The organism is Polaromonas aquatica (assembly GCF_042659145.1).
Lineage (GTDB): Bacteria > Pseudomonadota > Gammaproteobacteria > Burkholderiales > Burkholderiaceae_C > Polaromonas > Polaromonas aquatica.
The window spans coordinates 1-10,033 of sequence record NZ_JBHSRS010000063.1; the positions used below are offsets into that span (position 1 = coordinate 1).

Genomic DNA, 10,033 nt, shown 5'->3' on the forward strand with positions numbered 1-10,033 from the left:
TGGCCGCCTGCCTTGCAAGTTTGGCGCGCGTGTTCGCCTGAAGCAGTTGCAGCTGCAGTTGACTAAGTTCCGGGCTGGCAATACGAATCAAGGGTGCACCGGCGCGCACCATCTGGTTCGGCTGCACCAGCAACTGAGAGATCAAACCCGTTACCGGCGAACTGATGACCTGTTCCGCATTGGGCGGGATCACAACCTGCGCTGGAAAACTGGTTCGCACCGACTCCGCCTGAGTTTGCAAGGGCGTTGTCTGGATGCCAAGAGCCTGCACCTGCGCATTGGCAACAGCAAACTTGGCCGGCCGGCTCTGGGCCTGCACAGAAAGTGTGAAAACGCACAGCGCCGCTGCGGCAAACGCGTGCAAGCGCACCCGGAGGAACGGATTTATTGATCTCATGGCAAACCTCAAATAGTGTGAAGACGTGCCAAACGTGGCTACGCCGCTCGACGAGCAGGAGAAAGAAAAGCGCGAGGAACTCCGCGGCGCAGGCGGAGTTAGATGAAGGCGGAGCTTCGGGGAGGTCGAAACGGAGGCTCAAGCTCCGCTACTGGCAAACTGGAGCAACTTGAGGCAGGCACCAATATCTGGGTTGAAGCATCCCAGGAAAAACACGCGGTATCGCTCGCGAGCAGGTATGACGTACCAACAGCGTGAAACAGCTGGTGTTCCATTTCATCAAGCGGTTCTGACTTCGAATTTTCACCGGCCTCAGGTGCACCCGTGTGGGCGCTGGCCAATGTCGCCATGCTTGCTTGAGCGTGATGGTCAAGGTCGTGAACCAATTCTTTCGAATGGAATCCGCGCGTACCCATGCTCATCAGCAGTATGACAAGCATTAACAACGACAGAATGGTCCGAGCAGATCTGCGCATTTACAAATACTTGGTAATGTCCTTGAACTCCGCAACGGACGAACGCATCGTGCCGGTACCGGTACTCGCAACCTCCTCAAGACAGTGATCCAGGTGGTCATGGATGACCAGCTTCTTTGCCGCGCTGATGGCGCGCTCCACTGCGTGAAGCTGCTGGGCGATCTCAAGACAAGCCCGCTCATCCTCCATCATGGAAATCACATTTTGCAAATGCCCATTGGCTCGTTTCAGCCGCTTGATGATGTCAGGATGAACTGCATGAAGATGTTTTTCAGACATATTTGCATCCTACCCCCCGGGATAGGCTAAAGTCAACAAATCCCCCGTCAAAAATCAGGCCTTCTGGCAACTCATGCGGGTTTCCAACTTCTCGGAGAACTCAGAATATGTTAGAGGTCCTCGCCAACCGAACGTATCGGCATCTGTTCCTAGCGCAAGTCATTGCCCTGCTGGGTACAGGCCTGGCTACCGTCGCGTTGGGCCTGCTGGCTTTTGACTTGGCCGGTGCAAACGCCGGCGCCGTTCTGGGAACCGCACTGGCCATCAAAATGTTGGCTTACATCGGGGTCGCGCCAGTTGCGTCAGCATTGGCCGAACGCCTGCCGCGCCGCGCGGTACTCGTGGCCTTGGATCTCGTTCGAGCCGCTGTTGCGCTGATCCTGCCCTTTGTGACCCAGATCTGGGAAATCTATGTGCTGATCTTTGTCCTGCAATCGGCTTCGGCGGCCTTTACACCCACCTTCCAAGCAACGATCCCGGACGTCCTGCCCGACGAGGGTGCCTATACCAAAGCCTTGTCCCTGTCGCGGCTGGCTTACGACCTCGAAAACCTCGTCAGCCCGATGCTTGCCGCCTTACTTTTGACGGTGGTCAGCTTTCACAGTCTCTTCGGCGGTACGGTGGTCGGCTTTCTCGCTTCTGCGGCGCTGGTCGTCTCGGCCGTCCTGCCGCGTGCGAAGACTCCACCCAAACGCAGCATTTATGAGAGGACCACACGCGGGCTACGCATCTACCTTGCCACACCGCGTCTTCGGGCTCTTCTCGCCCTTAACCTTGCGATCGCCTCGGGTAGTGCGATGGTCATTGTCAATACCGTGGTGCTGGTTCAGGCTGGTTTTGGCTTGACACAGACCGCAACCGCCATCGCTTTGGCCTGCTTCGGAGCGGGTTCGATGTTGATTGCGCTGGTGCTGCCCAAAGTGCTTGACCGCGTGCCGGAACGACGCGCGATGCTGGTAGGTGCCAGCGTGATTGCCATCGGTCTTCTCGTGGGTGCTGCGTTAGCTTCTCGCTACGCCGTGTTGCTGCCACTGTGGTTTGTGCTGGGCCTCGGCTATTCGCTGGCGCAGACACCATCGGGGCGGCTACTCCGCCGCTCTTCTGGGGATGCTGATCGTCCGGCCCTGTTTGCCGCTCAGTTCGCCTTGTCTCACGCCTGTTGGCTGATCACCTACCCTTTAGCGGGTTGGCTGGGCGCCAAATTCGGTCTGACCATCAGTTTCGTCACTTTGGGCGTTGTGGCCAGCGCTGCCGTACTGCTGTCGATGCGCTTGTGGCCCTCAGACGACCCGGTTGAACTCTCGCACCGACACGACAACCTTGCTGCGGGGCATCCACACCTGGCCGGTGAGTCCGACGCGCGTCCGCCGACCGCCGACCGTGAGCATTCCCATGCCTATGTCATTGATGACGAACATCAGCGCTGGCCTTCCCGTTAAGACTGCCATCGGGTAGGTATGAATACAAGATGACAGCTTGTAGCGCTTGATCCCCGCCTGCACGGCACGACGTCCGTTTCGGTCAATATCTCTTCCCCATATCCTATGGGGTAGGATAGGATAATTCCGACGATCAAGACTCAGGGGGAAATCCATGCAAGTCCAGGCGCCCACTGCCGATAAGTCCTCATCTTCACCACCAGCATCGAGTCTGAGCGTGCTAATGACGCGGGATCGCTGGTTTGAGGTGGGCAGAATAGTGCTGACAGGACTGATTGCGCTACTTTATTGGCGTGAGATGGTCCCACTTGAGGTGCTGTGGTTTGCCGTAGCCGTAGGCTTATATCCCTTGGTCAAAACCGGGGTGACAGCCCTGATCCATGAGCGCAAGGTAGGAACTGAAATCTTTGTCACCATTGCTACGCTGGTAGCTGTATTGGGCGGCGAGACAGTGGCTGGCGCCGTCTTGATGGTCATCATTCTGATCGCCGAATTTATTGCCGACCTGAACACGGATCGCGCCCGGGCTTCCATCAAATCGCTGATCGGGTCGGTTCCGCAAGTGGCGTTGGTGCGAGCCAATGGCAGCGAACGCAGCGTCGCGATAGCGGAGGTCAACATTGGGGACATGGTTCTCGTCCGGGCGGGCGAGAAGATCCCAGTTGACGGTCATGTCAGAGGCGGAAACGCTTCAGTAAACCAAGCTCCAATTACTGGAGAGAGCGTACCGCAAGACAAAACAGCGGGTGACCTGGTGTTTGCAGGCACGATTGTCGAGTCCGGCGCACTGGATATCCAGACCGACAAAATCGGGGTTGACACCACGTTCTCCCGCATCATCGCGCTGGTCGAAAATGCCGAATCCCAACAGGCACCAGTGCAAAAGCTTGCGGACAAGGTGGCTTCGTGGCTGATTCCTGTCGTTTTTGTATTCTTGATCGTGGTTTATCTGGTCACGAGAGACGTTCGTACCATAGTGACCTTGATGATTTTTATGTCCCCCGCCGAGCTTGGCCTGGCGACGCCGCTGGTCATGATTGCGGCTATCGCACGCGCGGCGCGAAACGGCATCTTGATCAAGGGAGGGCTCTACCTGGAGTCGCTGGCCAAGGTCGATACCGTGGTTTTCGACAAAACAGGTACCCTGACGGCCAACAAGCCCGAAGTGGTGCGAATCCAGTCTCACAACGCTGCGTTTTCCGAAGCACAGCTTTTACGTCTGGCGGCGGCGGCTGACCGTCGTTCGGCGCACCCCTTGGCCAAAGCAGTTGTCGCCCATGCCGAGCGAACGCAGATCGTTGTGCCGGAGCCGGAGAAATACGAGCAACTGCAAGGGCGCGGAGTCATCGCAACAATCGAAAGCCAGGTAGTCCTCGTCGGTAACTCAGCGCTGTTGCGCGAAAGCGGCGTGGCTTTGACAATCGCGGCCGAGAGTGGCGGTCAAACACCTGTTCACGTCGCAGTGGACGGCCAGTTTGTTGGCGTCATTTTTATTGCCGATACCCTGCGGCCAGGCGCTCGCGAAGCGCTTGCAAGTTTGAAGCAGAGTGGCATCAAACGGATCGTTATGCTGACAGGAGACAACGCGGCAACCGCCAAGGCGGTATCCGACGAGTTGGGCATCGACGATGTCCGTGCTGATCTCATGCCGGAAGACAAAGTCACCGCCATTGCCGAGTTGCAAAAACAGGGCCACCACGTGGCCATGGTCGGAGATGGCATTAATGACGCTCCGGCGCTGGCTCGCGCAGATGTAGGAATTGCCATGGGCGGCGGTGGAACTCAAGCCGCACTCGAAGCTGCTGACATTGTTCTGATGACGGACGATCTGTCAAAAATTGCGGGCGCACGTGCCATTGCTCGTCGGGCCTATCGGACTGTGCAGGAAAACCTGTTCGTCGGAGTTGGCGTGGTCCACGTCCTGGGCATCACCGCCGCGTTGATGGGATGGATTGGCCCCATCGAGGCAGCTGTTATTCACTTGGGACCAGACGTGTTGGTGTTTGTCAATTCGGTAAAGCTGTTACGCGTTCGCATTCCGGGGGTGTAATCCATGCGAGCAGCCTTGCGTTGTCCGCGAATCGTTTTTCTCCTCGTCCTGCCCACAGCAGTCCTGCTGCAAGGCTGCGGCAGCCCTGTTTCGACGACCGGGCCGTCCGACTGCCGAGGTCTTAGTGGTGAATATTGGGATGTGGGGCAACCCGGCGGCAACTCGCTCACGGGATTTTTGCTGGGGAAGAAGCCACCGGAGGGCCGTTCAGTGCAACTCCAAGTGGACACGGGAAGCCTTCACGCGTCCTCGGGTGCGTTGGCCGGCACACTTGCCGTAGTGGCAGATTTCAACTGCAGCGCCGTTGACCGCATCGTGTTGACCCGTCAGGAGTCGTCGCGCATCCATCTGCCGCCACTGATCGACAAGGTCAGAATCGTTACCTTCATGCTGACTGGCGGACCAGGAATGGACTTGATCCTGACCAGGCAAGCGCAGACCAGCGCCGCGGCCTATGGGGCGAAGTTCAAGGGGCCTGTGCAGGAGGAGTCGATCACCACCTGGCGCAGAACCAGACCTTGATTGTTGTGCCGGAATGCACTGCACACATGCCCGCCTTGAAACTTCAGGCAGGGTCATGCCCTTGGGCCATGGAAAACACCAGGGGTAGTAGCCGTCGAATCTGCTCTGTGGCGCAGATCCCAGATTAGCTATGGCTGTTCCCATAGCCAGATTCTCCAGACTTTCAGGGGATATGTTTCGCCAGTAGGTGAAGAAAAAAGTGGTCAAGAGGGCGTCGAAAAGAATGGATGGAGTTTTTATGTACTACGGATTTGGTTGGTGTGTGTTTTCGGTCATGAGTCATCAAACAGGCAGCCGCACCGAGCGGGGCGCCTTACGTTGTTTTGCCAAAGGCTGATCGAATGCTTCTTGCCTCAATATTGCTCGCCTGCCTTCTGGGTGGTGTACTGAGCATCCTGGTCGCGGGTTTTCTGCTGAAAGGCTTGCCGCACCACTGGCTGCCGCGCATGGTCGGGTTCTCTGCAGGGCTGCTGCTGGGCGCAGCGATGCTGTCGGTTCTTCCAGAAGCCTTTGAGTCTGAAGCCGACTCCCACACGCTGTTTACGGTCCTACTGGCCGGGTTCATTGGGTTTTACGCGCTGCAGAGAACCACGCTCTGGCGCCACAGCCATGGTTCAGCGGACGCAGACATCCACGCAGCGCACACTCATTCGCAGGGCTTGGGTCGGGAGACTGTACTCACAGTGGTGATCGGCGACGGTTTTCACAATTTCGTTGATGGCGTGCTGATTGCAGCCGCCTTCCTGACGGATCCAGCGCTTGGCTGGGCGACCGCGATTGCGGTCATCGCCCACGAGATTCCGCAGGAAGCTGGTGATTTTGTGCTGCTGTTAGCGTCTGGTTTGAGTTTTCGCCGAGCGCTGAAGTTGAATGCATTGTCCGGGCTTGCTTCGATGGCAGGTGCCTTGGTCGGATACTGGGGACTTTCCCAGGCACAGGCGGTTTTACCCTACGTGCTGGTTCTTGCCGCAGCCAGCTTCATCTACATTGCTATTGCGGATTTGCTTCCCTATCTCCGGCGTGAACCTGCCGGCGCGCAGATCGCGTGGCAAACCGTGGCGCTGACGGCTGGTCTAGTAGCGGCCGCCATACTTTCCGCCTCGCACGGCGAATGACTCGCTTCTGCTAAACCGTGCAGGCCATGAGCTACTATCTCCTGAAAAGGAGACAAGGATGAAGATTCAACTACGGCGGACTGCTTGCATGCGGGCGATGGCATTCGTAATGACGCTGGTGGCATCGCCGGCCTTTGCCCAGCAAGCCATCTACCAGTCGCCTTCGCTGACGCCGGATGCTGCGCTGAAGGCCGCCCGGGCCGCGCTGGAGACCTGTCGCAAGAACGGGCATCAGGCCGCAGTCTCAGTCAATGACCGCGCCGGCAACGCCTTGGTGATGCTGCGCGACCGGTTTGCCGGTCCGCATACCGTCGATACGGCAATCAACAAGGCCTACACCGCTGTGACGTTCAAGCTCGACACCACAAACTTTGCGCGCTACACCCAGGCTGGTGAGGCCGCGTCGGCCGTGCGCCACCTTCCGCGCGTCGTGGCCATCGGTGGTGGAATCCCAATCGAATCAGCCGGCTCGATCGTGGGCTCCATCGGGGTGTCGGGCGCCCCAGGTGGTGACGCGGACGAGGTTTGTGCCAAGGCCGGCATTGCCGCGATCCGCGACGACCTCGACTTCTGACTACGCAGCCATCTTGGACGGCCATTTGCCACCGGATTCTCCAAGCTAGACATAAGGTACGTCGAACAAGACCATGCCGTGTCTCAGCATCTCGTGGACATCGGCAGACAATGCGACAGGCCTAGGGCAATCGCCTAAAGCCCTGCCGGTTGAGGCGAAAGATCCAGGCGCGAGGTGCCCGCGCCGCGCACGATTCCTCTTGCCTTGTCGTCATTCGTGGCTGTGCCCGTGACCGTTCTGTCCGCCATTTCCATGTGCGCCGGACTTTTCGCATCCGGCGAGAGCGGTCAAAAAGCAGACCATCAGAAAGGCGCTGACAACAGTTTTGAGAGTTTTCATGGTCATATTGAGTTGAGAAGAGAAGGTTTCCAGAGACCGTGCATGCAGCGGACGCCGCGACGGAGGTAGCAGCGCCCTTCATTCACATCACTTTTTTGATATCGGTGTAGTCACCGCGCGTGCGCAAGATGACCTTCACGTTGGACTTGCCCCGATTGCGCCAGTACCAGCCGTGATTGCCCGTGAAAGCTGCCTCCAGCACACCTTCGTCGGAGGAAACCCCGCGACCTTTTTCGTAGCTGATCGACTTGCCCGGTGCGTCACCATGGGTGTCGAAGTTAACCTGGCCACCCTCGACGACCCACGAATACTGCGCTTTTGCGCCTTGGACCATTTTCAGCTTGATTTCCGTTCCTTCTCCTGGAGTCAGAGTGACGGGCATCTCGTTGCGCCATTCAATCTTGGGCGCAGCAGCCTGAGCAGGCTCCTTCTGGGCAGCAGCCACAGCAGCTCGTGCCGGTGGTTGTGCAGCATTGGCTGTAGCCATGCCAAGCGTTTGACCGGCTGCTGGCGACGGTGTTGCCGCCGCGACGGCAGCATCGGCGGCGGCCTCTGCCGCCAGCTGCTGTTTGATGTTGCCCATTTCAGTCATGCGCAGGACTCGACCGATGCCGGTGGGGTCGATGCCATACTCTGCCGGAAGCACGATGGCAACCAGGAGCACCAGCGCAGAAACGGCAGCAAGAATGGTGGAGCGCACAAGCTGCTTGGAAGTGGGCAGTTCGGCGCGTGAAGGGGTATCGCTGTTGTACATGTTGAATCTTTCTTGTTGAGTGTTCAGGATGCGAAGTAGCCGGTGAGCTGCATGCCCACCAAAATGAAGCCCGCGCTCATCATGGCGACGTTGGCGGTGTAGGCGTTACGGATGAAGCTGGGGGTGCGGCGCCAGTAGCTCATGCCGATGAGGATGACCGCCAATGCCAGCAGCTGTCCGATTTCCACGCCCACATTGAAGGCGAGCAGGTTGGGGACCAGTCCGTCGGGCGAGATCTCGTACTCAATGATCTTGGTCGCCAAACCAAAGCCGTGAAACAGGCCAAACACCAGGGTCGCGATCTTGGTGTTGGGCTGGAACCCTAACCATCGCTGGAAAGCGCCGATGTTGTCCAAGGCCTTGTAGACGACGGACAGACCGATGATCGCGTCGATCAGGTAGCTGTTGATTCCGACGTTGAAGTAAACGCCCAGGATCATGGTGGTGGAATGACCCAACGCAAACAGGCTCACATAGAGGCCGATGTGCTGGATCCGGTAGAGGAAGAAAATCACGCCGAACAGAAACAGGATGTGGTCGTAACCCGTCATCATGTGTTTGGCGCCCAGGTACATGAAGGGCAGCAGATTGACGCCCGAGATTTCCTGGATGTAGCCCTTGTCCCCTGCGGTGACTGCGTGGGCCCAGGCCTCTGTGCCGCCAACGAAAAGGCAGACTAAGAATGCCGAAAGAAGCAAGAGACGGGATTGCCAGATCGCCCATGGCGAACGTAGCAGCCTGTCGTGAACATAGCTGTGCATAAAGACTCCGGTGGTCTGAAAGAAAGAGAAGCGCTGCGTGAAGCAGCGCGAGGGCGAGAAGCCTCTCAACCCATGGGCGGGCGTTCCAGCCGGGCCGCCTGAACCATTTCAATCCACGGTCGAACCAGCGCCCACCAACTTGGAAGCTGTGGTGCTGCAGAACTCCACACAATGGGCAAGGCGTGGGCTTTGTCGTGCGAATGATCCGCCCCGTGGTGGGGATGGTCGGCACCGGCGCTCTGATTCACCATGGTCAATTCTCCGCCTCTGTCCTCGTGCACATGTCCGTGCGACTCGGCGGAAGAAGACGGCGCGGCGTGGAGCGCTGCTGAGATGACCGCGAGGCCATGGGAGCCCGTGCTCCCCATCGAGGAGATGATCGTCCCGAACAGGATAACCACCAGAACCAGCCATCGCACGCCCAGCGTCGCGCCGTCAGGGCGCAAGGAGCATGAGACAAGCAAGGTCATGGGGTGCAATTGAGTTTCAAGGCCAAAGATGGGGATTATAGTAACCTCCCCGGGAGGATAAAAACAGCCATGAAACAACCGCATACACATGCATCCCATCCAGCCATCAACAAACGCCGTCGCAAAGGCAGAGGGCACTTGAGCAGCACCATGGAGGACATGCTGGAGCAGGGGCGGACCTGTCTCGATGTCGCGCAACGGCTGGAGGCGGTGGAGAAAGCGATTCAGCAAGCCAAGAAATCCTTGATCCAGAGCCATTTGGACCACTGTCTTGAAGATCTCGTGGGCCCTCTGGGTGTTGGCCAGCGCGATTCCCTGGACGAGTTCGGGGAAATTACACGCCACCTCTGAACCTCGGCCCCCCACGGCTCCCGAGCACTTCAACCCCGATACACTACATGCTTGACATTCTTGCCCAGTTCATCGAGGCTGCCGAGCGCGACAACACGCGCCGCAGCTACGCTTCGGCCATACGCCATTTTGAAATCGAATGGAAAGGCTTGCTGCCTTCCACCGCCGATGCTGTCTCCCGCTACCTGGCTGACCATGCGGCCACGTTGGCCATCAACACGCTGCGCCAGCGGCTGGCGGCGCTATCCCGCTGGCATACCGACCAGGGTTTTGCGGACCCCACCAAGTCGCCCCTGGTGCGCCAGGTCCTCAAAGGCATCCGCTCCGTTCACGCCGTGCGAGAAAAGCGCGCGCGCCCCCTGGAACTGGCAATGCTCCAGCAGGTCGATCGGTGGCTAGCTGCCGCCATCGGCAACGCCCAGGGCTCCGGCGACCAACCGGCCTTGCTGCGCCACACGCGCGATCGCAGTTTGATACTGCTGGGGTTTTGGCGCGGCTTCCGTTCC

12 protein-coding genes and 1 pseudogene are annotated in these 10,033 nt (G+C 58.6%); 7 read left to right on the forward strand and 6 right to left on the reverse strand.

The window, feature by feature from the left end; translation table 11 throughout:
- Together ACFQND_RS12540 and ACFQND_RS12545 are read right to left on the reverse strand one after the other, a co-directional pair.
- Positions 1-397 (reverse strand): efflux RND transporter periplasmic adaptor subunit (locus ACFQND_RS12540; RefSeq protein ID WP_377413702.1); only part of this gene is annotated, 397 nt, incomplete at its 3' end.
- A gap of 476 nt (positions 398-873) precedes the next feature.
- Positions 874-1,152 (reverse strand): metal-sensing transcriptional repressor, encoded by a 279-nt coding sequence (locus ACFQND_RS12545; protein ID WP_291325363.1) that lies wholly within the window; start codon positions 1,150-1,152, stop codon positions 874-876.
- Positions 1,153-1,259: 107 nt separating this feature from the next.
- Between ACFQND_RS12545 and ACFQND_RS12550 the strand changes: the two genes are divergently transcribed.
- From ACFQND_RS12550 to ACFQND_RS12570, 5 genes are all read left to right on the forward strand, one after another.
- Positions 1,260-2,591: an MFS transporter gene (locus ACFQND_RS12550; protein ID WP_291325362.1), complete on the forward strand. Its 1,332-nt coding sequence runs from the start codon at positions 1,260-1,262 to the stop codon at positions 2,589-2,591.
- A gap of 154 nt (positions 2,592-2,745) precedes the next feature.
- A complete protein-coding gene (locus tag ACFQND_RS12555; protein WP_291325361.1) occupies positions 2,746-4,641 on the forward strand; it encodes a heavy metal translocating P-type ATPase in 1,896 nt (631 codons plus the stop codon).
- A gap of 210 nt (positions 4,642-4,851) precedes the next feature.
- Positions 4,852-5,163: a hypothetical protein gene (locus tag ACFQND_RS12560; protein ID WP_291325360.1), complete on the forward strand. Its 312-nt coding sequence runs from the start codon at positions 4,852-4,854 to the stop codon at positions 5,161-5,163.
- Positions 5,164-5,504: 341 nt separating this feature from the next.
- Entirely contained in the window at positions 5,505-6,278 is a 774-nt protein-coding gene (locus ACFQND_RS12565; RefSeq protein ID WP_291325359.1) for a ZIP family metal transporter, read from the forward strand.
- A 58-nt stretch (positions 6,279-6,336) separates the two neighbouring features.
- Complete coding sequence (locus tag ACFQND_RS12570; RefSeq protein ID WP_291325358.1) at positions 6,337-6,852, forward strand: GlcG/HbpS family heme-binding protein; 516 nt, start codon at positions 6,337-6,339, stop codon at positions 6,850-6,852.
- A 210-nt stretch (positions 6,853-7,062) separates the two neighbouring features.
- Here ACFQND_RS12570 and ACFQND_RS12575 read toward each other — a convergent pair whose 3' ends face one another.
- The 4 genes from ACFQND_RS12575 to ACFQND_RS12590 form a co-directional block, all read right to left on the reverse strand.
- On the reverse strand, positions 7,063-7,191 hold the full coding sequence (locus ACFQND_RS12575; RefSeq protein ID WP_291325357.1) for a hypothetical protein: 129 nt from the start codon (positions 7,189-7,191) through the stop codon (positions 7,063-7,065).
- Positions 7,192-7,273: 82 nt separating this feature from the next.
- Positions 7,274-7,945: a transmembrane anchor protein gene (locus ACFQND_RS12580; protein WP_291325356.1), complete on the reverse strand. Its 672-nt coding sequence runs from the start codon at positions 7,943-7,945 to the stop codon at positions 7,274-7,276.
- A gap of 23 nt (positions 7,946-7,968) precedes the next feature.
- The gene (locus tag ACFQND_RS12585; RefSeq protein WP_291325355.1) at positions 7,969-8,706 is read right to left on the reverse strand and encodes a HupE/UreJ family protein; all 738 of its coding nucleotides are present in this window, start codon (positions 8,704-8,706) and stop codon (positions 7,969-7,971) included.
- A 65-nt stretch (positions 8,707-8,771) separates the two neighbouring features.
- On the reverse strand, positions 8,772-9,176 hold the full coding sequence (locus ACFQND_RS12590; protein ID WP_291325354.1) for a hypothetical protein: 405 nt from the start codon (positions 9,174-9,176) through the stop codon (positions 8,772-8,774).
- 69 nt (positions 9,177-9,245) lie between these two features.
- On the opposite strand from ACFQND_RS12590, the gene ACFQND_RS12595 reads away from it, so the two are divergent.
- Together ACFQND_RS12595 and ACFQND_RS12600 are read left to right on the forward strand one after the other, a co-directional pair.
- A complete protein-coding gene (locus ACFQND_RS12595) occupies positions 9,246-9,527 on the forward strand; it encodes a metal-sensing transcriptional repressor (RefSeq protein ID WP_291325352.1) in 282 nt (93 codons plus the stop codon).
- 47 nt (positions 9,528-9,574) lie between these two features.
- Positions 9,575-10,033: pseudogene (locus ACFQND_RS12600) on the forward strand (Tn3 family resolvase); the annotation flags it as partial.

What these genes read in the sequence shown, in the direction of transcription:
- ACFQND_RS12545 (WP_291325363.1), bottom strand. Translation starts at nt 1,152, where the DNA reads ATGTCTGAAAAACATCTTCATGCAGTTCATCCTGACATCATCAAGCGG.
- ACFQND_RS12550 (WP_291325362.1), top strand. Translation starts at nt 1,260, where the DNA reads ATGTTAGAGGTCCTCGCCAACCGAACGTATCGGCATCTGTTCCTAGCG.
- ACFQND_RS12555 (WP_291325361.1), top strand. Translation starts at nt 2,746, where the DNA reads ATGCAAGTCCAGGCGCCCACTGCCGATAAGTCCTCATCTTCACCACCA.
- ACFQND_RS12565 (WP_291325359.1), top strand. Translation starts at nt 5,505, where the DNA reads ATGCTTCTTGCCTCAATATTGCTCGCCTGCCTTCTGGGTGGTGTACTG.
- ACFQND_RS12570 (WP_291325358.1), top strand. Translation starts at nt 6,337, where the DNA reads ATGAAGATTCAACTACGGCGGACTGCTTGCATGCGGGCGATGGCATTC.
- ACFQND_RS12575 (WP_291325357.1), bottom strand. Translation starts at nt 7,191, where the DNA reads ATGAAAACTCTCAAAACTGTTGTCAGCGCCTTTCTGATGGTCTGCTTT.
- ACFQND_RS12580 (WP_291325356.1), bottom strand. Translation starts at nt 7,945, where the DNA reads ATGTACAACAGCGATACCCCTTCACGCGCCGAACTGCCCACTTCCAAG.
- ACFQND_RS12585 (WP_291325355.1), bottom strand. Translation starts at nt 8,706, where the DNA reads ATGCACAGCTATGTTCACGACAGGCTGCTACGTTCGCCATGGGCGATC.
- ACFQND_RS12590 (WP_291325354.1), bottom strand. Translation starts at nt 9,176, where the DNA reads ATGACCTTGCTTGTCTCATGCTCCTTGCGCCCTGACGGCGCGACGCTG.
- ACFQND_RS12595 (WP_291325352.1), top strand. Translation starts at nt 9,246, where the DNA reads ATGAAACAACCGCATACACATGCATCCCATCCAGCCATCAACAAACGC.